The sequence below is a fragment of the Mycobacterium sp. E136 genome, assembly GCF_001666865.1.
In the GTDB taxonomy this organism is placed as follows: Bacteria; Actinomycetota; Actinomycetes; order Mycobacteriales; family Mycobacteriaceae; genus Mycobacterium.
In genome coordinates this window covers 22,928-46,658 of the sequence record NZ_LZJE01000271.1, presented here as the reverse complement: position 1 = coordinate 46,658, position 23,731 = coordinate 22,928, and the positions used below count along the sequence as shown (strand labels likewise).

22 protein-coding genes and 1 tRNA gene are annotated in these 23,731 nt (G+C 68.0%); 16 read left to right on the top strand and 7 right to left on the bottom strand.

Annotation, left to right across the window (positions count from 1 at the left end):
- Positions 1–215: 215 nt before the first annotated feature.
- Complete coding sequence (gene glgB, locus A5698_RS18250; protein ID WP_068299802.1) at positions 216–2,429, bottom strand: 1,4-alpha-glucan branching protein GlgB; 2,214 nt, start codon at positions 2,427–2,429, stop codon at positions 216–218.
- A gap of 4 nt (positions 2,430–2,433) precedes the next feature.
- Positions 2,434–4,521, bottom strand: a complete 2,088-nt coding sequence (locus A5698_RS18245; RefSeq protein ID WP_068299795.1) for an alpha-1,4-glucan--maltose-1-phosphate maltosyltransferase — start codon at positions 4,519–4,521, stop codon at positions 2,434–2,436.
- Between the two features lie 219 nt (positions 4,522–4,740).
- Between A5698_RS18245 and A5698_RS18240 the strand changes: the two genes are divergently transcribed.
- The 3 genes from A5698_RS18240 (at position 4,741) to A5698_RS18230 (ending at position 9,048) form a co-directional block, all read left to right on the top strand.
- Positions 4,741–7,365, top strand: coding sequence for a glycosyltransferase family 1 protein (locus A5698_RS18240; protein WP_068299793.1), 2,625 nt, complete (start codon positions 4,741–4,743; stop codon positions 7,363–7,365).
- Between the two features lie 4 nt (positions 7,366–7,369).
- Positions 7,370–8,215, top strand: coding sequence for a virginiamycin B lyase family protein (locus tag A5698_RS18235; protein ID WP_068299790.1), 846 nt, complete (start codon positions 7,370–7,372; stop codon positions 8,213–8,215).
- 104 nt (positions 8,216–8,319) lie between these two features.
- A complete protein-coding gene (locus tag A5698_RS18230) occupies positions 8,320–9,048 on the top strand; it encodes an MspA family porin (RefSeq protein ID WP_502688949.1) in 729 nt (242 codons plus the stop codon).
- A 7-nt stretch (positions 9,049–9,055) separates the two neighbouring features.
- Here the strand turns inward: A5698_RS18230 and A5698_RS18225 are convergent, their stop codons facing one another.
- The 3 genes from A5698_RS18225 to A5698_RS18215 all read right to left on the bottom strand — a co-directional run bounded on the left by A5698_RS18225 (position 9,056) and on the right by A5698_RS18215 (position 13,797).
- The gene (locus A5698_RS18225) at positions 9,056–10,486 is read right to left on the bottom strand and encodes a neutral zinc metallopeptidase (RefSeq protein ID WP_068299785.1); all 1,431 of its coding nucleotides are present in this window, start codon (positions 10,484–10,486) and stop codon (positions 9,056–9,058) included.
- A 68-nt stretch (positions 10,487–10,554) separates the two neighbouring features.
- Entirely contained in the window at positions 10,555–12,531 is a 1,977-nt protein-coding gene (locus A5698_RS18220) for an ATP-dependent DNA helicase (protein WP_068299781.1), read from the bottom strand.
- Between the two features lie 6 nt (positions 12,532–12,537).
- Entirely contained in the window at positions 12,538–13,797 is a 1,260-nt protein-coding gene (locus tag A5698_RS18215; protein WP_068299816.1) for a nicotinate phosphoribosyltransferase, read from the bottom strand.
- A gap of 103 nt (positions 13,798–13,900) precedes the next feature.
- Between A5698_RS18215 and clpS the strand changes: the two genes are divergently transcribed.
- From clpS to A5698_RS18155, 12 genes are all read left to right on the top strand, one after another.
- Entirely contained in the window at positions 13,901–14,215 is a 315-nt protein-coding gene (gene clpS / locus A5698_RS18210; RefSeq protein WP_068299778.1) for an ATP-dependent Clp protease adapter ClpS, read from the top strand.
- A 7-nt stretch (positions 14,216–14,222) separates the two neighbouring features.
- Positions 14,223–14,807 (top strand): oxidative stress transcriptional regulator AosR, encoded by a 585-nt coding sequence (aosR, locus tag A5698_RS18205; protein WP_068299775.1) that lies wholly within the window; start codon positions 14,223–14,225, stop codon positions 14,805–14,807.
- Entirely contained in the window at positions 14,804–15,823 is a 1,020-nt protein-coding gene (locus tag A5698_RS18200) for a P1 family peptidase (protein WP_068299772.1), read from the top strand. Before aosR ends, A5698_RS18200 begins: the two co-directional genes overlap by 4 nt.
- Positions 15,824–15,882: 59 nt before the next feature.
- Positions 15,883–16,317, top strand: coding sequence for a M67 family metallopeptidase (locus A5698_RS18195; RefSeq protein WP_286144548.1), 435 nt, complete (start codon positions 15,883–15,885; stop codon positions 16,315–16,317).
- A 29-nt stretch (positions 16,318–16,346) separates the two neighbouring features.
- Complete coding sequence (locus A5698_RS18190) at positions 16,347–16,628, top strand: MoaD/ThiS family protein (protein ID WP_068299764.1); 282 nt, start codon at positions 16,347–16,349, stop codon at positions 16,626–16,628.
- Between the two features lie 2 nt (positions 16,629–16,630).
- A complete protein-coding gene (locus A5698_RS18185) occupies positions 16,631–17,593 on the top strand; it encodes a cysteine synthase (protein WP_067084903.1) in 963 nt (320 codons plus the stop codon).
- The gene (locus tag A5698_RS18180) at positions 17,584–18,267 is read left to right on the top strand and encodes a rhomboid family intramembrane serine protease (protein WP_068299761.1); all 684 of its coding nucleotides are present in this window, start codon (positions 17,584–17,586) and stop codon (positions 18,265–18,267) included. The genes A5698_RS18185 and A5698_RS18180 overlap by 10 nt, the downstream gene beginning before the upstream one ends.
- Before the next feature lie 8 nt (positions 18,268–18,275).
- A complete protein-coding gene (gene murI, locus A5698_RS18175) occupies positions 18,276–19,097 on the top strand; it encodes a glutamate racemase (protein ID WP_068299758.1) in 822 nt (273 codons plus the stop codon).
- Positions 19,098–19,155: 58 nt separating this feature from the next.
- On the top strand, positions 19,156–19,932 hold the full coding sequence (locus tag A5698_RS18170; RefSeq protein WP_067084898.1) for a cyclic nucleotide-degrading phosphodiesterase: 777 nt from the start codon (positions 19,156–19,158) through the stop codon (positions 19,930–19,932).
- A 26-nt stretch (positions 19,933–19,958) separates the two neighbouring features.
- On the top strand, positions 19,959–20,741 hold the full coding sequence (rph, locus tag A5698_RS18165; protein ID WP_067084896.1) for a ribonuclease PH: 783 nt from the start codon (positions 19,959–19,961) through the stop codon (positions 20,739–20,741).
- Entirely contained in the window at positions 20,738–21,346 is a 609-nt protein-coding gene (gene rdgB, locus A5698_RS18160) for an RdgB/HAM1 family non-canonical purine NTP pyrophosphatase (RefSeq protein WP_068299813.1), read from the top strand. Before rph ends, rdgB begins: the two co-directional genes overlap by 4 nt.
- A gap of 93 nt (positions 21,347–21,439) precedes the next feature.
- Positions 21,440–22,900 (top strand): MFS transporter, encoded by a 1,461-nt coding sequence (locus A5698_RS18155; protein ID WP_084792509.1) that lies wholly within the window; start codon positions 21,440–21,442, stop codon positions 22,898–22,900.
- On the opposite strand, the gene A5698_RS18150 is transcribed toward A5698_RS18155, so the two are convergent.
- Positions 22,878–23,210, bottom strand: a complete 333-nt coding sequence (locus tag A5698_RS18150; protein ID WP_068299751.1) for a DUF3817 domain-containing protein — start codon at positions 23,208–23,210, stop codon at positions 22,878–22,880. The genes A5698_RS18155 and A5698_RS18150 overlap by 23 nt on opposite strands.
- Positions 23,207–23,584, bottom strand: coding sequence for a hypothetical protein (locus A5698_RS18145; protein ID WP_068299748.1), 378 nt, complete (start codon positions 23,582–23,584; stop codon positions 23,207–23,209). The genes A5698_RS18150 and A5698_RS18145 overlap by 4 nt, the downstream gene beginning before the upstream one ends.
- Before the next feature lie 36 nt (positions 23,585–23,620).
- On the opposite strand from A5698_RS18145, the gene A5698_RS18140 reads away from it, so the two are divergent.
- Positions 23,621–23,702 (top strand) — tRNA-Leu (locus tag A5698_RS18140).
- Positions 23,703–23,731: the final 29 nt, after the last annotated feature.

Genomic DNA, 23,731 nt, shown 5'->3' with positions numbered 1-23,731 from the left:
CCTTCATTCATTCGGCTACGACACGCCGGCACCGCTAATCAGGTCCCGACTCGTACACCACCTTGGTGGACGCAACCTTCACCTGCCTATTGACAAACGGTGCCTACATATCAGCTGTCGGCTGCGCGAGCAGACGCAAAACTGTCGCTTTTCGGCGCAAAGTAGGCAGTTTCACGTCTGCTCGCGAGGGAAGGTTCCCCGGGTGGGGACGCCGGCTACTCGGGCGTGTACTCGAACCACAGCGCGGACAGCGGCGGCAGCACCATGACCGCCGACGCCGGTCGACCGTGCCACGGCTCGTCGGTCGCCTCGACGGCGCCGTAGTTGCCGATGCCCGACCCGTTGTAGATGTCGGCGTCGGTGTTGAGCACCTCACGCCAGGTGCCCGCGTGGGGTAGGCCCAGGCGATAGCGGGTGTGCTCGGCGCCGGAGAAGTTGAACACGCACGCCAGCACCGAGCCGTCGTCGCCGTAGCGAAGGAAGCTCAGCACGTTGTTGGCCGAGTCGTTGGCGTCGATCCAGCTGTAGCCCTCGGGGCGGGTGTCCTGCGACCACAGCGCGCGCCTGCTGCGGTAGATCGTGTTCATGTCGTGCACCATGCGCTGGATGCCGGTCGAGAAGCTGTTCTCGTCGAGCTGGTACCAGTCGACGCCGCGTTCCTCGGACCACTCGGCGCGCTGGCCGAACTCCTGACCCATGAACAGCAGCTGCTTGCCCGGGTGCGCCCACTGGTAAGCCAACAGGCTGCGCAGGCCGGCGGCCTTGTTGTGGTCGTTACCGGGCATGCGGCCCCACAGCGTGCCCTTGCCGTGGACGACCTCGTCGTGGCTGATCGGCAACACGTAGTTCTCGCTGAACGCGTAGAGCATCGAGAACGTGATCTCGTGGTGGTGGTAGCTGCGGTGGATCGGATCGCGCTTGATGAACTCCAGCGTGTCGTTCATCCAGCCCATGTTCCACTTCATCGAGAAGCCAAGGCCGCCAAGGTTCGTCGGCCTCGTCACGCCGGGCCACGATGTGGACTCCTCGGCGATCGTCACGATGCCGGGGGCGACCTTGTGCACGGTCGCGTTCATCTCCTGCAGGAACTGCACGGCCTCGAGGTTCTCGCGACCGCCGTAGATGTTCGGGGTCCAGCCGCCCTCGGGGCGTGAATAGTCCAGGTAGAGCATCGAGGCGACCGCGTCCACCCGCAGGCCGTCGATGTGAAATTCCTGCAGCCAGTACAGCGCGTTGGCCACCAGGAAGTTGCGGACCTCGGCGCGGCCGAAGTCGAAGACGTAAGTGCCCCAGTCCAATTGTTCGCCGCGGCGCGGGTCGGAGTGCTCGTAGAGCGCAGTGCCGTCGAAACGGCCGAGCGCCCAGGCGTCCTTCGGGAAGTGGGCGGGCACCCAGTCCATGATCACGCCGATGCCGGCCTGGTGCAGCGTGTCGACGACGTGCCGGAACTCGTCGGGTGAGCCCAGCCGTGACGTCGGCGCGTAGTAGGACGTGACCTGGTACCCCCACGAGCCACCGAACGGATGCTCGGCCACCGGCATCAACTCGACGTGGGTGAAGCCGTTCTCGACGACGTATTCGGTGAGCTGCGTGGCGAGTTCGCGGTAGCTCAGGCCCGGCCGCCACGACATCAGGTGGACCTCGAGCGTGCTCATCGCCTCGAAGACCGGATTCTGCGCGGCACGGCGCGCCATCCACTCGTCGTCCGCCCATGTGTAGCTGCTCTTGGTCACCTTCGAGGCGGTCTTCGGCGGAACCTCGGTGGCGAACGCCATCGGGTCGGCGCGCTCGCTGACCGAACGGTCGGCGCCGTGGATGCGGAACTTGTACAGCCCGCCGATCTCGAAGCCCGGCCAGAACACCTCCCAGACGCCCGTCGAGCCCAGCACACGCAGCTGCGCCTCGTTGGTGTCCCAGTGGTTGAACTCGCCGATCAGGCTGACGCCCTTGGCGTTCGGCGCCCACACCGCGAACGAGACACCCTCGACGTCGCCGTCGGGCGTGGTGTAGCGGCGGGGGTGCGCGCCGAGGATTTCCCACAGCCGCTCGTGGCGGCCCTCGGAGAACAGATGCAGATCCATCTCGCCGAGCGTGGGCAGGAAGCGGTACGCGTCGGCCACGGTGTGCACGTGCGTCGCGCCGTCGCCGCCGGGATAGTGCACCTCGAGGCGGTAGTCGGCCAGATCGGTGAACGGCAACGCCACCGCGAACAGCCCGGATTCGATGTGCTGGAAGCTGTATCGCTCACCGCCGACGACGGCGACGACCTCGACGGCGTGCGGCCGATAGGCCCGGATCACGGTGTGGTCGTCGTACTCGTGCGCACCGAGCACCGAATGTGGGTCGTGGTGTTCGCCGGCCAGCAGCCGGTTGAGGTCGGCGGTGTGCGGCCGCAGATGTGGGCTGCTCGCCTGTCGGGTCTGCGTCATCTCGTCACTCCCTACGCAGCAGATTGAGTCGTTGGTCGGCGGGCACCTGCGGCATGTTCAAGACGTGTGCCACCGCGCGCACCGGGTCCAGACGCACGTAATTGGCCTGGCCCCACTGGTATTCGTCACCGGTGATCTCGTCACGCACCCAGAAACGGTCGTAGGGCTCCATCCCGAGAGCGGGCATGTCGAGCCACAGCGTGGCCTCCTCTGGCCCGAACGGGTTGAGCGTGACCACCACCAGCACCTGATCCCCGGTCACGGGATCGAACTTGCTGTACGCCAGCAGCGCGTCGTTGTCGGCGCGATGGAACTTGATCGTCCGCAACTGGTGCAGCGCCGGGTGCAGCTTGCGGATCTCGTTGAGCCGGGTGATGAACGGCTCCAACGATTCACCGTCGGCCAGCGCGGCATCGAAGTCACGGGGTCGCAGTTCGTACTTCTCGGAGTTGAGGTATTCCTCGCTGCCCTCGCGGACGGGGCGATGTTCGTAGAGTTCGAAACCCGAGTACACCCCCCAGGCCGAACTCATCGTCGCCGCAAGCACCGCGCGGATCGCGAACATCCCTGGGCCACCGTGTTGCAGGCTCTCGTGCAGGATGTCGGGCGTGTTGACGAACAGGTTCGGGCACGCATAGTCGGCGTGCTCGGCGATCTGCTCCCCGAACTCGGTGATCTCCCACTTCGCGGTGCGCCAGGTGAAATATGAATACGACTGGGTGAAGCCGAGTTTGGCCAATCCGTACAGCCGTGCCGGACGGGTGAACGCTTCCGACAGGAACAGGACGTCGGGGTGCTCGTTCTTCACCTGGCCGATCAGCCAGGCCCAGAAGTTCGGTGGCTTCGTGTGCGGGTTGTCGACCCGGAAGATCTTGACGCCGTGCGCGATCCAGTGCTGAACGACCCGCAGCACCTCTTCGTAGAGCCCGGCCGGGTCGTTGTCGAAGTTCAGCGGGTAGATGTCCTGATACTTTTTCGGAGGGTTCTCCGCGTAGGCGATCGTGCCGTCGGGCAGCACGGTGAACCACTCGGGATGTTCCTTGGCCCACGGGTGGTCGGGGGCGCACTGCAGCGCGAGGTCGAGGGCCACCTCCATGCCGTCGTCGCGCGCCGCGGCCACGAACTCGTCGAAGTCCTCGATCGTGCCCAGGTCGGGGTGGACCGCGTCGTGCCCGCCCTCGTCGCTGCCGATCGCCCACGGCGAACCGACGTCGTTGGGTGCGGCGGTGACGCTGTTGTTGCGGCCCTTGCGGTGCACCTTGCCGATCGGATGGATCGGCGGAAGGTAGACGACGTCGAAGCCCATGCGCGCGATGCGCGGCAACGCCTTGGTGGCGGTCGCGAACGTGCCGTGCACCGGGTTGCCCTTGGCGTCCCAGCCGCCGGTGGAGCGGGGGAAGAACTCGTACCACGCGCTGAACCGCGCCTCCGGACGATCCACCCAGATGCCGTACTGCTCGCCGCGGGTGACCAACTCGCGCAGCGGATACTCGTCGAGCAGGCTGGTGACCTCCGGTGCGAGCGCGGCGCCGGCGCGGGTGAACGGGTCCCCTGGTTGGCGCAGCCGCGCCGCCGCCTCGATGAGCGGATAGCGGTGCTGGCGGGGCACGCCGGCCGAGGCGCGCTCCAGCAGCCGGGCCCCGATCAACAGATCGTTGGACAGCTCCGATTCGCTCTGACCCGCGTCCAGCTTGGCGGTCACGTTCTTGCGCCAGGTCGCGACCGGATCGCCCCAACCGTCCACGCGGAACGTCCACAGACCCGCGCAATCGGGGGCGAACGCACCGTGGAAGACGTCCGGGGTCCGACCGGTCGACATCGGCAGGTGTTGCGGCTTCTTGCGGGGTCCGGCCGTGAGCACGGTCTCGATCGGCACCGCCTCGGTGGTCTTGGCCAGCCCCGGCGGGTCATCGGCGAGCCGAGGGTAGGCCGTGCCGTGATAGCGCACCACCAAGGTCGCGGCGACCGCGTCGTGGCCCTCGCGCCAGACCGTGGCCGCGACCGGAACGATCTCTCCGACGACCGCCTTGGCCGGATACCGCCCCCCGGAGACGACAGGCGCGACGTCATCGATTTCGATTCGACCGGCCACCTACCACTCCTTCTTCTGGCGCGGCCACCGAAGTGCTCCGCCGGCACCGCCGACGTGGCCGCTGTTCTTCTCGGTCGTGTTCACAGTCAAGTTCAATAAGCCTCGTCGCGCCCTATACCCACGTTAGTGCGCGACCCAACCCGAAGCGGGCGAAGCAGTCCGACTGCGGACCCTGCGCAACGGCGGATTGTCAGTAATGTTGGGTCGCGTGATGGCCCGATGAAAGCCCTGAGAAGGTTCACCGTCCGCGCGCATCTGCCCGATCGGCTGGCAGCGCTCGAGCGGTTGTCGGTCAACCTGCGCTGGTCCTGGGATCGGCCGACGCAGGATCTGTTCGCGGCGATCGACCCCGAGCTGTGGAAGCGGGTCGGATGCGATCCGGTGGGTCTGCTGGGTCAGGTCAGCCCGCAGCGCCTGGACGTGCTCGCCGACGACGAGGCGTTTCTGCACCGCCTCGACGGTCTGGCCGCCGATCTCGACGACTACCTCAGCCGCCCGCTGTGGTACCAGCAGGAGGTCGAGAACGGCTCACAGCTGCCCAACGGCATCGCGTACTTCTCGATGGAGTTCGGCGTCGCCGAGTCGCTGCCGAACTACTCGGGCGGACTCGGCATCCTGGCCGGCGACCACCTCAAGGCCGCATCGGATCTCGGGCTGCCGTTGATCGCCGTCGGACTGCTCTACCGCTCGGGCTACTTCCGGCAGTCCCTGACCGCCGACGGCTGGCAGCACGAGAGTTACCCGGCCATCGACCCGCAGGGTCTGCCGCTGCGACTGCTCACCGACCGCGACGGGCACCCGGTGCTGGTCTCGGTGGCGATGCCCAGCGAACAGGGCCTCGACAACCAGCTGCGGGCCCGGGTCTGGATCGCCCCGGTGGGCCGAATTCCGTTGCTGCTGCTGGACTCCGACGTCCCGGAGAACGACCACGAACTGCGCGGCGTGACCGACCGGCTCTACGGCGGCGACCAGGAACACCGCATCAAGCAGGAGATCCTCGCCGGCATCGGCGGCGTCCGCGCGATCCGGGCGTTCATCGAGCTCGAGGGCAGGCCCTCGCCCGAGGTGTTCCACATGAACGAGGGGCATGCCGGTTTCCTCGGTGTCGAGCGCATCCGCGAACTCATCGACGCCGGGCTCGATTTCGACACCGCGCTGACCGTGGTGCGTTCGTCGACGGTGTTCACCACGCACACCCCTGTGCCCGCCGGTATCGACCGGTTCCCGGAGGAGATGGTGCGGCGGTACTTCGGCGGCTCCACCGACGGCCCGGCGGGGCAGATGTCGCGGCTGCTGCCGGGCCTTCCCGTCGATCGCATCGTCGCGTTCGGCGAAGTGAACGATCCGACCAAGTTCAACATGGCCCATATGGGCCTGCGCCTGGCGCAGCGTGCCAACGGCGTCTCGCTGCTGCACGGCAGCGTCAGCCGGCACATGTTCAACGAGCTGTGGCCGGGGTTCGATCCCGAAGAGGTGCCGATCGGGTCGATCACCAACGGTGTGCACGCGCCGACCTGGGCGGCGCCGCAGTGGATGGAACTCGGGCGCGAACTGCTCGGCAGCGAGGACCTCAGCAGTGCGCGAGAGCCAGCGGTGTGGGGTCGGCTGCAGCAGGTCGACACCGGGCATCTGTGGTGGATCCGCTCGCAGCTGCGCGAGCAGCTCGTCGAGGACGTGCGCGCGCGGTTGCGTCGCTCCTATCTGGAGCGCGGTGCGGCCGAGGCCGAGCTGGGTTGGATCGCAACGGCTTTCGACCCGAACGTCCTGACGATCGGATTCGCCCGGCGGGTGCCGACCTACAAGCGTCTGACCCTGATGCTGCGCGACCCCGAACGGCTGGAACGGCTGCTGCTCAACGATGAACGGCCGATCCAGCTCATCGTCGCCGGTAAGTCACACCCCGCCGACGACGGCGGCAAGGCGCTGATCCAGCAAGTGGTGCGGTTCGCCGACCGGCCCGAGGTCCGCCACCGGATTGCGTTTCTTCCCGACTACGACATGTCGATGGCCCGCCAGCTGTACTGGGGATGCGATGTCTGGCTGAACAATCCGCTGCGTCCGCTTGAGGCCTGCGGCACGTCGGGCATGAAGAGCGCGCTCAACGGCGGGCTGAACCTGTCGATCCGCGACGGGTGGTGGGACGAGTGGTACGACGGCGAAAACGGCTGGGAGATCCCGACCGCCGACGGCCTGGCCGACGAGAACCGGCGCGACGACCTCGAGGCGGCCGCGCTCTACGACCTTCTCGAGACCTCGGTGGCGCCGAAGTTCTACGATCGCGACGAGCGCGGCGTCCCGGCGAGGTGGGTCGAGATGGTGCGGCACACGTTGATCGTGCTCGGGCCCAAGGTGCTGGCCTCGCGGATGGTGCGTGACTACACGGAGAAGTACTACGCGCCGGCGGCGCAGTCGCTGCGACGGACCGTCGAACCGGGTGGTGATGGTGAACCATTCGGCGCCGCAAGGGATCTGGCGCACTATCGGCTGCGCGTCCAGGAGTCGTGGCCCAAGCTTCAGATCACCGACGTCGACAGCTACGGGCTGCCCGACACCCCGCTGCTTGGCTCGGAGCTGACGCTGACCGCCACCGTGTACCTGGCCGGTCTGCGGCCCGACGAGGTCGCGGTGCAAGCGGTGCTCGGCCGCGTCGACGCCGGCGATCACCTGGTCAATCCGGTGACCGTGCCGATGGCGCACACCGGGCCCGCCGACGGCGGCAAAGACGTGTTCTCGGCCACCGCACCGTTGCCGGTCGCGGGACCGGTGGGCTACACGGTCCGGGTGCTGCCGCATCATCCGCTGTTGGCGGGTGACAACGAGCTCGGCCTCGTCACGCTCGCGTGACGGCATGACGCAAGCGCTCAAGGTCGCCGTCGACGGCGGTCCGTACGGGATCGCGGCCGGGCCCGACGGTGCGATGTGGGTGACGCTGGCCCAGGCACACGAGATCGCCCGGGTGACGGCGACCGGCGAGGTCACGCGGTACCCGGTCGGGCCCGACAGCCGCCCGATGGTCATCACCGCAGGCCCGGACGGCGCGCTGTGGTTCACCCGCTACGACGACAGGATCGGCCGCATCACCACCGCCGGCGAGCTCAGCGCCGTCGATCTGCCCGACGGCAGCGACCCCTACGGCATCACCGTCGGACCCGACGGTGCGCTCTGGTTCACCGCGATGACGTCCGGGGTCGTCGGGCGAGTCTCGGTCGACGGTGAGCTGACCGAAACCCATCCGGTCGGCGGCGCCCCGTCGATGATCGTCTCCGGCCCCGACAACGCGCTGTGGTTCACCATGAACCAGGCCGGTGCAATCGGCCGGCTGACCCTGTCCGGTGAACTGACCGTGCGCGAAACCCCCACCGCCGCTTCGGGTCCCGTTGGCATCACCGCCACGCACGACGATGCGGTGTGGTTCACCGAGATCCTCGCCGAACGACTCGGCCGGATACCGATGGACGACGCGATCCAGGAGATCGAACTGCCCGGGAAGCCGCACGCGGTGATCGCCGATCCCAGCGACGGCGTGTGGGTGACCCTCTGGGGTTCGAGCCAGCTCGCCCGTGTCGGGGGAGACGGTGACGTCGTGACCATCGACCTGCCGCCTGGCAGCGAACCGCACGGGCTCGCGGTCGACGCCGAAGGCGCCGTGTGGGTCGCGCTGGAGGCAGGTCACGTCCTACGCATGCCCTCCTGACCGGGCGATCGGGCCGATTCTGGGAGCATCCGCCCGCGGCTCACATCTGGCGCGGTAGGTTCCGAAGCGTTGCTAACGATGGAGGGTGGGCAGTGGCGGTTGGAATTGTGCTGCGACGAGCTATGACGCTGGTCGCGGTCGCGGGTGTCCTGGGCACTTTCGGGGTTGCACCCGCCTCGGCCGATCCGGAGGTCGAGCCGGTCGTCGCCGAGGTGCCCGCCGAGGGTGCTCCGCCTCCGCCTCCGCCCGACGGGGCCGTCGAGTCGACGCCGCCCGCGGTGACCGACACCCCGAACGGGTGGACGTTGACGTTGTCGGCCAGAGAGGAGACGCAGGCGCCGATACCGCCGCTGACGACCGCCCTGTCGTCCCGCGAGTACGTCGTCGGCGGCACGTACCAGGGGTCGCTGGTCGGCGCGGACGACGGTGAAGCGCCCCAGGGCACGCTCGAGGTCGGCTACGAAATCGGTTGCGGCATCGACATGAGCACGTCGAACGGTGTCTCGCTGACCGGCACCGCCGGTATCAACCCGTCGATAGGCCTGCTGGGCCTGACCGTTGCCCAGGGATCGGACTTCGGGGTCCTGCCCAGCCTCGGCGGCAACATCGGCGGCGGCATCACCGTCGGCCTCAAGCCGGGCCTGGTGAATGTGGTTCCGGTGACGAAGAAGGAGTTCACCGGCACCGACCCATGGGTGATGGTCAGCGGTTTTCGGGTGAAGATCGACGGCTGCGTCGGCGAGTCGTTCATCCGGTCCTATGCGTATCTGGTGCACTCCACCGACCAGTCCGACGCGGTGCTGGCCTGGTACGGCGTGACCAAAAAGATCTGAGTGCCGCCTAGTCGAAGCGTTTGAAGCAGCGTTCGGTGTCGCCCAGGACACCGACGCGGAAGGCGTCGATGCGGGAGAACCCCGATGGCACCGATTCGCCGTTGACATCGCTGGCCACCAGGCCGTTGGTGAGGATGCCCGACACGGCCTCGTCGACGTCGCCGGCCGTGAGCGCCACGGTGTTGCCGTCCGGGGTTGTCACGCTCTTGGACAGTTTGGTGGTCGCCACCCCGGTCAGGCATGCCGTGCGCAGCGCGGCCTCGGCGTTGTCCAGTGCGACGCCGCCGTGTTCGTTCTGAATCGCCTGCATGTAGCGCGACACCAGCACCGAGTAGGCGGTGTTGTCGCCGCTGGCCAGGCCGACCGGATCCTCGATGTCGGGCTGGGCGCCCACTTCTGCGAGCTCATCGAGGTCGACCGCGATCGTGTTCGTGGCCGGACAGTAGGACACCGGCGGGCTCGGCCGCGCGTCGGTGCACTCGGCGCGTTCGAAGCTGAGCTGCGGCGGGTTCGCGGGTTTGAAGAGGATGCCCATCGCGTCCATGACCGATCGCACCGACTCTTCGGAGACGGGCCACTCGCCGGTCTCGTCCTCTTCCAGCAGCACGGGCAGATTGCCTCGGCGCTGGCCGATCTCGCGCATGTCGATGCTCGCACACGCCGAGGGCCCGTCGGTGAAGCCGAACTGGAAGGCCGATAGGCGTTCGAACGCCGAACCGTGTTCGTCGACACCCACTTCCGGGTCGTCCTCACTCAGCAGCGGATCGCGGAAAGCGATGACGGCCGCCAACACGTTGTTGAGCCCGTCGCCTGTCGACAGTGTGAAGCGCGGCGAGTCGCCTTCGGCGACCCAGCGCATGTAGCCACCCGCGAGGCAATCGGCCTGTTGTTCGGAGACCAGAGTCGGGGTGTCGTCATCGGCGAGACCTGCCAGCTTCTGCACCGCGTGCCCATACTCGTGGGCGAGCACCATCGTCACGCCCATGTCGCCGAACTCCTGCCGCAGGCTCGGAAGAAGTTCGCCGCGATCCCATCCGATCGTGTTGTCGGTGTTGCAGTAGCCGGCGTTGACCAGACCATAGGTGTCGGTGTCGCAGAATCCGGTGCTGTCGAATCCGTTGGCGTCCCAGGAGTAGACGCGATCGACCGGTTCGAACTGGCCGTCGAAGGCGCTGCTATAGGCGCCTTCCCAGAATTCCTCGATGTCGCTGATCGCCTGGCGGCCGAGCTCGTCGATCTCGCTGCCGTCGGTGCCCACCACCACGCGTGTCGGGCCGCGTGCATCCGGCCGTAAACCGGTGGGGCCGTCGGTCGCCGGCATGCCCGCGACGCGGAACGGATCGCTGAACACCGAAACGGGTTCGCCCCGTAGCGTGGTCGTGCACCCGGCCATGACGAGCACCGCCGAGAACACCGCCACGGCGCGGACTGGTTTCATGGACGCCGCCTTTCGCGTCGAGGCGGCCTGGGGCGCGCACAATGAAGCGTTGACAGAATAAGGAAGAATCAGCCCGCGCGTAGACGTTCGAGCGCGGCACGGACGCGGTGCGAGTCGGTTGTCGCCCAGAACGGCGGCAGCGAGGCCCGCAGGAATCCGCCGTAGCGGGCGGTGGCCATCCGGGAATCGAGCACGGCGACGACACCGCGATCGTCGACGGTGCGCAGTAGTCGTCCCGCCCCTTGTGCCAACAGCAGCGCGGCATGGCTGGCCGCGACGGCCATGAATCCGTTGCCCCCGCGGGCGGCCACCGCCCGCTGCCGGGCCGTCAGCAGCGGGTCGTCGGGGCGGGGGAACGGAATGCGGTCGATGAGGACGAGAGACAGCGACGGACCGGGGACGTCGACGCCCTGCCACAGCGACAACGTGCCGAACAACGACGTCTCCGGGTCGTCGGCGAACCGCTTCACCAACGCCGACGTGGTGTCCTCGCCCTGGCACAGCACTTGGGTGTCGAGACGGTCGCGCATGATCTCGGCGGCGGCCTTGGCCGCGCGCATCGAGGAGAACAACCCAAGCGTCCGACCGCCGGCCGCGGCGATCAGGCCGGCGATCTCGTCGAGTTGTTCCGCCGATCCCGTGCCGTCGCGTCCCGGCGGCGGCAGATGCGCTGCGACGTAGAGGATCCCGGACTTCGCGTGCTCGAACGGCGATCCGACGTCGATGCCCTGCCACTTGGTGTCCTCGCCGGCCAGGCCCCACGCCGAGGCCATCGCGTCGAACGTGCCGCCGATGGTCAACGTCGCCGATGTCAGCACGGTCGTCGCATTCTCAAAGAGCCTGGTGCGCAACAATCCTGACACCGAAAGCGGCGCGACCCGCAAGACCGTCCGCTCGGACCCGCGCGTATCCTCGCGTTCGATCCACACCACGTCCGTGCGGTCCGGGATGGCCGGGACGAAGGAGTCGATGATGCGCGAGGCGGTGTCGCCGATGTCGGTCAACGCGGTCACGGCCTCGGTGCGCGCGGAGGCCGCCGCCGGGTCGCTGGGTGCGGTGTCGATCGCCGAGCGGGCCCGATGCGCGGCGTCTCGCACCGCGGTCAGATACGTCGCCAATTCGTCGTCGAGCACGTCGATGCGGCCCGGTTCGGTGTCGTGGATGGCCGACGACAGCGTCGCCGTCGCCGCCTCCAACCGCTGTGAGAGCTCCTCGTCGATCAGGCGCGCGGCCCGGCGGTGGGCGACGCCGAGCGACGTCGCCGACAGCTCGCCGGTGGCCACCGAGGTCACCCGGTCGACCAACTCGTGCGCCTCGTCGACGACGAGCCAGTGGTGCTCGGGAAGCACCGCGGCATCGGAGATCGCGTCGATGGCCAGGAGCGCATGGTTGGTCACGACGACATCAGCGTGGCCGGCTTTTTCCCGAGCTTTCTCCGCGAAGCAGTCGGTGCCGAACGGGCAGCGCGCCACGCCGATGCATTCGCGTGCCGAGACGCTGACCTGAGACCAGGATCGGTCTCCGACACCGGGTGTCAGCTCGTCACGGTCGCCGGTCTCGGTGTCCGAGGACCAGGCGATGAGCCGCTTCACATCGCGGCCCAGGGCGCTGCTCGCCACGGGTTCGAACAGCTCCTCCTGCGGACGGTCGTCGGGCTCGGTGGCCGCTCCGTTGTGGATCTTGTTCAGGCACAGGTAATTTCCGCGGCCCTTCAACAGCGCGAACTCCGGGGTGCGGGGCAGCGCTTCGGACAGCGACTCGGCCAGCCGCGGCAGGTCGCGGTCGACGAGTTGGCGTTGCAGCGCGATGGTCGCGGTCGACACCACGACGGGTTCGTCGCTGTCGACCGCGCGTGCGATCGCGGGCACCAGGTAGGCCAGCGATTTCCCGGTGCCCGTCCCGGCTTGAACGGCCAAGTGCTCACCGGTCTCGAAGGCGTTGGCGACGGCTTTGGCCATCTCGATCTGGCCTTCGCGTTCGCGGCCGCCGAGACCCGCGACGGCTGTGGCCAGTAGTTCAGTGATGTCCGGCGTATCCGACGTGATGACCCCCTACGCGCCGGGCGGGATCAGCCGCGTCGGCACCGCCGGCTCACCGCGGGACAGTTTCAACCCGTCCCAGGGAAGGCTCGTCAGCCCGGCTCGGACGCGGTCGCGTGCCGCGTCGAGGGACAGTTCACCGACGGGTTCGCCGCGCTCCACCAAGGGGACGGTCAACGGTCGCGAGGTGAACCCGTCGGTGTCGGCGGGTGGGCGGCCGTAGGGGTAGACGACCTCCTCGACGATCGTGCCGGTCTTCTTGGTCAGCCGCATCGCCTGTTTGCGACCGCCGTGCGACTGTTTGTGGCTGCTGCGTTTCTCCACCGGAAGACCGTCCACCTCGGCCAACTTGTAGACCATGCCGGCGGTGGGAGCGCCGGAACCGGTGACGAGCGACGTTCCGACGCCATAGATGTCGACGGGTTCGGCGCGCAACGCGGCGATCGCGAACTCATCGAGATCGCCCGACACGACGATCTGGGTCTTGGTGGCGCCGAGGTCGTCGAGCTGCGTGCGAACCTGACGCGCCAGCACGCCGAGATCACCGGAATCGATTCGCACCGCACCGAGTTCCGGACCGGCGACCTCGACGGCGGTCGCCACCCCCTCGGTGATGTCGTAGGTGTCGACGAGCAGCGTGGTGCCCGCGCCGAGCGCGTCGACCTGCGCGCGGAAGGCGGCCCGTTCGTCGGGGCCGTCGGGGGTGGTGTGCAGCAGCGTGAACGCGTGCGCGCTGGTGCCCAGCGCCGGAACGCCGTAGTCGCGTTGGGCCGCCAGGTTGGAAGATCCGGCGAAACCTGCGAGGTAGGCGGCGCGGGCCGCGGCGACAGCGGCTCGTTCGTGGGTGCGCCGCGAGCCCATCTCGATCAGTGGCCTTCCCTGGGCCGCGCTGACCATGCGGGCGGCGGCGGAGGCGATCGCGGTGTCGTGGTTGAAGATCGACAACGCCAGGGTCTCCAACACGACACATTCGCCGAACGTGCCGTGCACCGAGAGCACCGGCGAGCCCGGGAAGTACAGCTCGCCCTCGGCGTATCCGTCGACATCTCCTCCGAACCGGTAGTCGGCCAGATAGGCGAGTGTTTTCTCGTCGAGGAAGTCCGCGAGCGCCGAGAGCGTCGCATCGTCGAATTCGAACTGCGCCAAAGCATCAACAAACCGTGCGGTCCCTGCCACGACGCCGTAGCGACGCCCTTCGGGCAGTCGGCGCGCGAAGAGCTCGAAGGTCGTGCGTCGGTGCGCGGTGCCGTCGCGCAGGGCGGCCGCGAGCATCGTCAGCTCATACTTGTCGGTGAGCAGGGCCGGGGATGCGGCGGTCACAGGTGTCACCGTAGTAGCTCGAAGTGCCGGTTATGCGTTGGCTATCCTGAACAACATGGTTACGCCGGCGAAGGCTCGACCGGGGACTCGCGAGGAGCGGGGCGTCAAGTCCGTCGCGACGGAAGACGCCGCCACCGACACTCCGTGGGTGACCATCGTGTGGGACGACCCGGTGAACCTGATGACCTACGTGACCTACGTCTTCCAGAAGCTGTTCGGCTACCCCGAGGCGCACGCGACCAAATTGATGCTTCAGGTGCACAACGAGGGCAAGGCGGTCGTCTCGGCGGGCAGCCGCGAGGCGATGGAGGTCGACGTGTCCAAGCTCCACGCCGCCGGGTTGTGGGCGACCCTGCAGCAGGACCGCTGACAGACAAGTGCGTAAATGGAAGCGGGTGGAGACCGCCGATGGCGCACGCTTCCGGTCGGCCATCGCGCCTCACGAGGCCGCATTGTTGCGAAGCCTGGCCACCTCGGTCGTGGGGATGCTCGAGGAGCGCGAATCATCCGCGCCCGCAGATGAACTCGAAGAGATCACCGGTATGCGCACCGGTAACTCGACGCCGCCCGACGACGACACGATGAAACGTCTGCTGCCCGACTTCTACCGGCCGCAGCGCGACCACCCGGCCGGCTCCAATGCCACCGAGAGCCTCAACAGCGCACTGCGAAGCCTGCATGAGCCCGAGATCATCGAAGCGAAACGTCAAGCGGCACAGACACTTCTGGACACCATGCCCATCCAGGGCGGCAAGTTCGAGCTGACCGAGGACGACGCGCACGCGTGGGCCGCCGCGGTCAACGACATGCGCCTGGCCCTGGGCACCATGCTCGCGATCTCACCGGACGGGCCCGACGAACTGCCGCCCGACCATCCGATGGCCGGGCATCTCGATGTCTACCAGTGGCTGACCGTGCTGCAGGAGTATCTGGTGCTGGGATTGATGGGGAAGTCGAGATGAGTTCGATCACCGATGTGGCGGGCATCAGGGTGGGCCAACACCATCGCCTCGACCCTGACGTGACGCTGGGTTCGGGCTGGGCGAGCGGCACCACGGTCGTGCTCACACCGCCGGGCACCGTTGGCGGAGTCGACGGCAGGGGTGGGGCGCCCGGCACCCGCGAGACCGATCTGCTCGATCCGATCAACTCCGTTCGCCACGTCGACGCCGTGGTGTTGACCGGTGGCAGCGCCTACGGTCTGGCCGCCGCGGACGGGGTGATGCGCTGGCTCGAGGAACAGGGTCGCGGCGTCGCCCTGGAGGGCGGCGTGGTACCGATCGTGCCCGCCGCGGTGGTGTTCGACCTTCCGGTCGGCGGATGGCAGTGCCGACCCACCGCGGAGTTCGGCTACGCCGCGGCCGCCGACGCCGGAACCGAGGTTGCGCTCGGCACCGTGGGCGCGGGCACCGGTGCGCGCGTGGGCGTGCTCAAGGGCGGCGTGGGCACCGCGTCGACGGTCCTGGACTGCGGCGCGACCGTCGGTGCGCTCGTGGTGGTCAACGCCGCCGGGGATGCGGTCGACACCGCGACCGGACTGCCCTGGCTGGCGTACCAGATCGAGGAGTTCGGTCTGGTCGCCCCGCCGGCCGACCAGATCGCGGCGTACGCCGACCGGCACCAGGAGTACAGCCCGCTCAACACGACCATCGCCGTCGTCGCAACCGACGCCGCGCTGAGTCCGGCGGGGTGCCGGCGGGTCGCCGTCGCCGCGCACGACGGGCTGGCACGCACTATCCGGCCGTGTCACACGCCGCTCGACGGGGACACCGTCTTCGCGCTGGCCACCGGTGCCGTCGAGGTGCCTCCCGATCCCACCACGCCCGCGTCGATGTCGCCGGAGGTGCCGCTGATCACTCAGGTGGGCGCCGTCGCCGCGGACTGCCTGGCCCGCGCGGTGATGGTCGGTGTGCTGGCCGCCTCGTCGGTGGCCGGAATACCCGCGTACCGGGACCTGTTGCCCGGAGCGTTCGAGTAATCGCGAAACTGCATTCCAGCAGCCGTTTACTCGATGTTTCGCTGCTGGAATACAGTTTCGTGCAGAAAGGGGTAGTTGCTGTGCTGGTCATCCGAGCGGATCTGGTCGACGCCATGGTCGCCCACGCCCGCGCCGATCATCCCGACGAGGCCTGCGGCGTGATCGCGGGGCCCGAGGGCTCGGACCGCCCGGAGCGCTTCATCGCGATGACCAACGCGGAGCGGTCGCCGACGTTCTACCGGTTCGACTCGGGGGAACAGCTCAAGGTGTGGCGGGCATTGGAAGACGCAGGTGAGGCGCCCATAATCATCTACCACTCGCACACCGCGACCGAGGCGTACCCCAGCCGCACCGACATCGCGTACGCATCCGAACCCGACGCCCACTACGTGCTGGTGTCGACCCGCGACCCGGACGAACACGAACTGCGGAGTTACCGCATCGTCGACGGCGTCGTCACCGAGGAACCCGTCAAGATCGTCGAGCAGTACTGAAAAGACCTGAGCCCTAAAGGAGCCGTTGCATGTCTGTTTCCGTGTCCATCCCGACCATCCTGCGCACCCACACCGGTGGGGAGAAGCGCGTCACCGCATCCGGCGAGACGCTGGCGGCGGTGATCAGCGACCTGGAAACCAACTACTCCGGCATCTCCGAGCGCCTGATGGACAAGGACAACCCCGGCAAGCTGAACCGCTTCGTCAACATCTACGTCAACGACGAGGACGTGCGGTTCTCGGGCGGGCTCGACACCACGATCGCTGACGGCGACTCGGTGACGATCCTGCCCGCGGTGGCAGGCGGCTGATCTTGGCGCGATACGACTCGCTGCTCGAAGCCCTGGGCAATACGCCGCTCGTGGGTCTGCGCCGGCTCTCGCCCCGCTGGGACGAGGAGCCCCATGTGCGGCTGTGGGCCAAGCTCGAGGACCGCAATCCGACCGGCTCCATCAAGGACCGACCGGCGCTGCGGATGATCGAGGAGGCCGAGCGGCAGGGCCGGCTACAGCCCGGCGCGACGATCCTGGAGCCGACGAGCGGCAACACCGGCATCTCGCTGGCGATGGCGGCACTGCTCAAGGGCTACCAGATGATCTGCGTGATGCCGGAGAACACCTCGATCGAGCGCCGTCAGCTGCTCGAGCTCTACGGTGCGCGAATCATCTACTCACCCGCCGAGGGCGGTTCGAACACCGCTGTCGCGCATGCGAAAGAGCTTGCGCTGCAGAACCCTTCGTGGGTGATGCTCTACCAGTACGGCAACGAGGCCAACTCGCTGTCGCATTACGAGGGCACCGGCCCTGAGCTCCTCGCCGACCTTCCGGAGATCACCCACTTCGTCGCCGGGCTCGGCACCACCGGAACCCTGATGGGGACCGGACGGTTCCTGCGCGAACGCAAACCGGACGTGAAGATCGTCGCCGCCGAACCCCGGTACGGCGAAGGTGTCTACGCGCTGCGCAACATCGACGAGGGATTCATTCCCGAGCTCTACGACCCGGATGTGCTCACCACGCGGTACTCCGTCGGTTCGTACGACGCGGTCAAACGCACCCGCGACCTGGTCCAGGTGGAAGGGATCTTCGCGGGCATCTCCACCGGCGCGGTGCTGCACGCGGCGCTGGGCATGGCGGCCAAGGCGGTCAAGGCGGGGGAGCAGGCCGACATCGCGTTCGTCGTCGCCGATGCGGGGTGGAAGTATCTGTCGACCGGTGCGTACGCCGGTAGCCTTGATGACGCCGAAGACGCGCTTGAAGGGCAGCTATGGGCATGACCGGTTATCCGGGGACCACACCGTCGCAACCGAGGAAGCGGCCCGCGTGGGTGATCGGCGCCGTCACGGTACTCAGCTTCGTCGTGCTGCTGTGGGTCATCGAGTTGTTCGACTCGCTGTCGAACCACCGGCTCGACGACAACGGCATCCGGCCGTTGGAGTCCGATGGCCTACTGGGCATCCTGTTCGCCCCGTTGTTGCACTCGAACTGGGACCACCTGATCGCCAACACCGTGCCCGCGTTGGTGCTCGGCTTCCTGATGACGCTGGCGGGCATGTCGCGGTTCATCTTCGCGACGGCCATCGTGTGGATTCTCGGCGGGCTGGGCACCTGGCTGATCGGCAACATCGGGATGCACTGCCCGTACGTCGGGGAGCGGTGCGAGGCCAACCACATCGGCGCTTCGGGGCTGATCTTCGGCTGGCTGGCGTTCCTCATCGTGTTCGGGTTCTTCACCCGTAAGGCGTGGGAGATCGTCGTTGGCGTGATCGTGCTGCTCGTCTACGGCAGCGTTCTGCTCGGCGTGCTGCCGGGCACCCCGGGGGTCTCGTGGCAGGGCCATCTCAGCGGTGCGGTCGCGGGCGTCATCGCGGCGTATCTGCTGTCCGGGCCGGAGCGCAAGGCACGCGAGAAGCGCAAGAGCGTGGCGACGAACCCGTACCTGACGTCGTGAGTCCGGCAGTGTCTGCGGACGCGCCCGTCGGCATCTTCGATTCGGGCGTCGGCGGGCTGACGGTCGCCCGCGCGATCATCGACCAGTTGCCCGACGAGAACATCGTCTACGTCGGCGACACCGGAAACGGGCCGTACGGCCCGCTGACCATCCCGGAAGTGCGCGCCCATGCGCTGGCGATCGGGGACGATCTCGTCTCGCGCGGGATCAAGGCGCTCGTCATCGCCTGCAACACGGCGTCGTCGGCGTGCCTGCGCGACGCCCGTGAACGCTACGCCCCGGTGCCCGTCGTCGAAGTGATCCTGCCCGCCGTGCGCAGGGCCGTCGCCGCCACCCGCAACGGCCGGATCGGCGTCATCGGCACCGAGGCGACGATCGCGTCCGGCGCCTACCAGGACGCGTTCGCGGCGGCCCGCGACACCGAGGTGATCGGGGTGGCCTGCCCACGCTTCGTCGACTTCGTCGAGCGCGGCGTGACCAGCGGGCGGCAGGTGCTGGGCCTCGCCGAGGGGTACCTGGAACCGCTTCAGCGCGCACAGGTCGACACGCTCGTTCTGGGTTGCACGCACTACCCGATGCTGTCCGGGCTGATCCAGTTGGCGATGGGCGACAACGTCACGTTGGTGTCGAGCGCCGAGGAGACCGCCAAGGACTTGCTGAAGGTGCTCACCGAACTCGATTTGCTGCGCCCGCACGACGGTCCTCCGGTGCGGCGAATCTTCGAGGCGACGGGCGATCCAGACGCGTTCACCGCCCTGGCCGCACGGTTTCTCGGGCCCACACTCGACGGCGTTCGACCTGTTCAACGTCACGTCGGCGCGCCAAGATGATTTCGGTCGCTCAAACCGGCCATGTTTTCGTCACAGGCCGATCGGGCATGGCAAGCTAGTGAGTGTGCGAATCACCGTTCTCGGTTGCTCCGGCAGTGTTGTCGGACCTGATTCGCCAGCGTCCGGATATCTAGTCTCCGCACCCGATACCCCGCCGTTGGTGCTCGACTTCGGCGGCGGAGTGCTCGGCGCGCTGCAGCGCCATGCCGATCCCAACGACGTGCACGTGCTGCTGTCCCATCTCCATGCCGACCACTGCCTCGATCTGCCGGGGCTGTTCGTGTGGCGGCGCTATCACCCGTCGCCGGCGCAGGAGCGCGGCATCATGTACGGCCCCGCCAACACCTGGGCGCGGCTCGGCGCGGCGTCCTCGCCCGAAGGCGGGGAGGTCGACGACTTCTCCGACATCTTCGAGATCCGGCATTGGGTCGACAACGAACCGGTCACCATCGGCTCGCTGACCGTGACGCCGAAGCTCGTCTGTCACCCCACCGAGTCCTACGGCATGCGCATCACCGATCAGGACGGCGCGACGCTGGTCTACAGCGGGGACACCGGTTACTGCGACGCCCTCATCGACTTGGCGCGCGGCGCCGACGTGTTTCTGTGCGAGGCCTCATGGACGCATTCGCCGGAACGGCCTCCGCGGCTGCACCTGTCGGGCACCGAGGCGGGGCGGGCCGCGGCCGAGGCCGGAGTCGGTGAACTCCTGCTGACCCACATCCCGCCGTGGACGTCGCGCGAGGATGTCATCAGCGAGGCCAAGGCCGAGTTCGACGGTCCGGTCCACGCGGTGGTGTGCAACGAGACGTTCGACGTCGTCCGCGCCGCCTAGTCAGAACCGACCGATAGGGTTGGTGCGTGTCCCAGAGAGAAGACGGCCGGCTTGACGACGAGCTGAGGCCGGTTCGCATCACCCGCGGCTTCACCACCCATCCCGCCGGTTCCGTGCTGGTGGAATTCGGCCAGACGCGCGTCATGTGCACGGCGAGCGTCACCGAGGGCGTGCCGCGGTGGCGTAAGGGCTCCGGAAAGGGTTGGCTGACAGCCGAATACGCGATGTTGCCCGCCGCAACCCACGACCGGTCCGACCGCGAGTCCGTCAAGGGCCGCGTCGGCGGCCGCACCCAAGAAATCAGCCGGCTGGTCGGAAGGTCGTTGAGGGCGTGCATCGACCTCGCGGCGCTGGGCGAGAACACGATCGCGATCGACTGCGACGTGTTGCAGGCCGACGGGGGCACCCGCACCGCGGCGATCACCGGGGCCTACGTCGCGTTGGCCGACGCGGTGACCTACCTGGGCGCCGCCGGCAAGCTGTCCGACCCGCGCCCGCTGTCGTGTGCGATCGCCGCGGTCAGCGTCGGCGTGGTCGACGGCCGGGTCCGCGTCGACCTGCCCTACAGCGAGGACTCGCGCGCCGAGGTCGACATGAACGTCGTCGCCACCGATACCGGAACCCTCGTCGAGATCCAGGGCACCGGTGAGGGCGCGACGTTCCCCCGCTCGACGCTGGACAAGATGCTCGACGCCGCGATGGGTGCGTGCGAGCAGATCTTCGAGATCCAGCGCCAGGCCCTGGAGCTGCCGTATCCCGGGGTGTTGCCGGAGTCGAAAGAGCCGCCGAAGAAGGCGTTCGGAAGCTGACCGAGCTGCTGGTGGCCAGCCGCAACCCGAAGAAGCTGGCCGAGTTGCACCGCGTGCTGACGGCGGCGGGGGTGTCGGGGTTGACGCTGCGCTCGCTCGACGACGTGCCCGCGTTCGACGAGGCGCCCGAGACCGGCGCGACATTCGAGGAGAACGCATTGGCCAAGGCGCGCGACGCGTTTCGGGCGACGGGTCTTGCGACGGTCGCCGACGATTCCGGGCTGGAGGTCGCGGCGCTGAACCGGATGCCGGGGGTGCTGTCGGCGCGGTGGGCGGGCCGGCACGGTGACGACACGGCCAACACCGCGCTGCTGTTGGCGCAGCTGGCCGACGTGCCCGACGACCGGCGCGGCGCGGCGTTCGTGTCGGCGTGCGCGCTGGTGCACGGCGCCGGCGAGGTCGTCGTGCGGGGCGAGTGGCCGGGCAGCATCGTCCGCGAACCTCGCGGTGACGGCGGCTTCGGCTACGACCCGGTGTTCCTGCCGGAGGGCTCGACGCGCACGGCCGCCGAACTCGACCCCGCCGAGAAGGACGCGGCATCCCACCGGGGGCGGGCGCTGACTGCCCTGCTTCCCGCGTTGCGCGCGTTGGCCGATCGATCGTGAGCTCGCGCTCGAGATTCGGCGGATATTTGGAGGACAAACTCAGGTTCGCCGCCGAAATTTTGTATAGCTCAACTAAGCGGTAGCATCCCCGGGGTGCGCCGCTCCTCCGTCGAATCCGAAGTCGGCAGGACGCGGCACCCGGCGATCGTCGTTGCGGTGCTCGCAGCGGCGGGCATCAGCGTCTCGCTGATGCAGACGCTCGTCATCCCGCTGATCCCCGAACTGCCCACGCTGCTGAACACCAGCGCATCCAACGCGTCGTGGGTGATCACCGCGACGCTGCTGACGGCGGCCGTCGCGACGCCGATGTTCGGCAGGCTCGGCGACATGTACGGGCCCAAGCCGATCCTGATCATCTGCGCCCTACTGCTCACCGTGGGATCGCTGATCGCGGCGACGACGACCGCGCTGATCCCGGTCATCGTGGGCCGCGGGCTCCAGGGCTTCGGCATGCCGATCATCCCGCTGGGCATCAGCGTCATGCGTGCCTCGGTGCCGGCACATCGGGTCGGCACCGCGATGGGTCTGATGAGCGCATCGCTGGGTGTCGGTGGTGCGCTTGGGCTTCCGCTGTCGGCGATCATCGCCGATCGGTCCGACTGGCACGCGTTGTTCTGGTTCGGCGCCGCGCTCGGGGTGGTGGCGGCGGTGTCGTTCGCGGTGCTGGTGCCGCACCTTCCGTCGGTCTCCGCCGACCGCTTCGATGCGTTGGGCGCGCTCGGGCTGGCGGGCGGGCTCGTGACACTGCTGCTGGGCATCTCCAAGGGCGGAAGCTGGGGCTGGACGAGTGCGATCACCGTGACGATGTTCGCCGCGTCGGTGGTGATCTTCGGACTGTTCGCGCTGTGGCAGTTCCGGACGACTGCTCCCATCGTCGATCTGCGCACGACGTTGAAGCGGCCGGTGCTGACGACGAACCTGGCGTCCATCGCGGTGGGCTTCTCGCTGTTCGCGATGTCGTTGATCGCGCCGCAGATCCTCGAACTGCCGGCGGGTGCGGGTTACGGGCTGGGCCAGTCGATGTTGGAGACCGGTTTGTGGATGGCGCCGGGCGGTCTGGCGATGATGCTGACCTCGCCGGTGGCCGCCCGGATCGCCGGTGTACGCGGTCCGCGGTTCACGCTGTTCGTCGGATCGACGGTGGTGGCCGTCGGCTATCTGTCGGGACTGCTGCTGATGAACAGCGCGTGGCAGCTGTGCGTGTTCAACGTGATGGTCAGCGTCGGCGTCGGCTTCGCGTTCTCGTCGCTGCCCGCGCTGATCAACGCGGCGGTGCCCGTGTCGGAAACGGCGGCCGCCAACGGAATCAACGCGCTGGCGCGGTCGCTGGGAACGTCGATCTCCAGCGCGGTCATCGGCGCGGTGCTCACGGTGATGACCACGACCGTCGCCGGCCAGCAGGTGCCGTCGCTGGGCGGGTTGCGCGTGGCGCTGCTTATCGCGGCCGGTGCGGCCGTCATCGCCGCGCTCACCGCGCTCGCGATCCCGAAGGGCGACGAATCGGAGGAGTCAGAGCCCGATCTGGCGCTGACTACAGACCGTAGCGTTCTTTGATCTCGCGGGTCTGAACCTGCTCGACGATGATGCCCACGAGCGGAATGGTGCCGGCGAGCAGAACACCGACGGTCTTCCCGATCGGCCAGCGCACCTTGACCGCGAGGTTCGCGGTGAAGAGCAGATACACGAAGTACACCCAGCCGTGGACCACCGCGATCCACTTCAGACCCTCGACGTGGTAGACGTACTTCATCACCATCTCGTAGCAGAGCGCGATGAGCCAGATGCCCGTCGTCCAGGCCAGCACTCGGTAGCCCAGAAGTGCCTTGCGGATGTTTTCGGCGGAGGTGATCGGCTGCTCGGTCATGTGGCCGGGTGTTCCTTGTCTTTCTTCGCGAGCTCGGCCAGGTAGGCGTTGTACTCGCGTAGTGCGGGGTCGTCGACGTCGTCGTCTAAGCGGGTTGACGCTGCGGGCTTTTGGGGGAGCAGGTCCTCGGGGATCTCGGTGATGTCGCGATTCGTCGGCTGGGGTGGTGCCTCCTCGTAGCGCACGAACTTGTAATACGCGTACACGACGAAACCGGCGAACAGCGGCCACTGCATCGCATAGCCGAGGTTCTGGAAGCTGCCCGAGGCCGACTCGAAGCGGGTCCACTGCCACCACGCCAACGCCAGACAGCCGGCGGCGCCGACGATCACCAAGGCGATGAGCGCCGGCCTCCTACGCCGTGTAGTGGACACCTTCCAACGGTACCGCGCTACCCTTGGACGGCCCATGCGCGAGTGGCGGAATGGAAGACGCGATGGTTTTAGGTGCCATTGTCCTGTGGACGTGGGGGTTCGAGTCCCCCCTCGCGCACCCACGCCGATCGGCGGTTTTTGCGTCGG

What these genes read in the sequence shown, in the direction of transcription:
- A5698_RS18215 (WP_068299816.1), bottom strand. Translation starts at nt 13,797, where the DNA reads ATGCTCGCGGCCGCCCTGCGCGACGGCACCGCGCACCGACGCACGACC.
- clpS (WP_068299778.1), top strand. Translation starts at nt 13,901, where the DNA reads ATGGTTACGCCGGCGAAGGCTCGACCGGGGACTCGCGAGGAGCGGGGC.
- glgB (WP_068299802.1), bottom strand. Translation starts at nt 2,429, where the DNA reads ATGACGCAGACCCGACAGGCGAGCAGCCCACATCTGCGGCCGCACACC.
- A5698_RS18200 (WP_068299772.1), top strand. Translation starts at nt 14,804, where the DNA reads ATGAGTTCGATCACCGATGTGGCGGGCATCAGGGTGGGCCAACACCAT.
- A5698_RS18150 (WP_068299751.1), bottom strand. Translation starts at nt 23,210, where the DNA reads ATGACCGAGCAGCCGATCACCTCCGCCGAAAACATCCGCAAGGCACTT.
- A5698_RS18235 (WP_068299790.1), top strand. Translation starts at nt 7,370, where the DNA reads ATGACGCAAGCGCTCAAGGTCGCCGTCGACGGCGGTCCGTACGGGATC.
- A5698_RS18190 (WP_068299764.1), top strand. Translation starts at nt 16,347, where the DNA reads ATGTCTGTTTCCGTGTCCATCCCGACCATCCTGCGCACCCACACCGGT.
- A5698_RS18240 (WP_068299793.1), top strand. Translation starts at nt 4,741, where the DNA reads ATGAAAGCCCTGAGAAGGTTCACCGTCCGCGCGCATCTGCCCGATCGG.
- A5698_RS18225 (WP_068299785.1), bottom strand. Translation starts at nt 10,486, where the DNA reads ATGAAACCAGTCCGCGCCGTGGCGGTGTTCTCGGCGGTGCTCGTCATG.
- A5698_RS18180 (WP_068299761.1), top strand. Translation starts at nt 17,584, where the DNA reads ATGGGCATGACCGGTTATCCGGGGACCACACCGTCGCAACCGAGGAAG.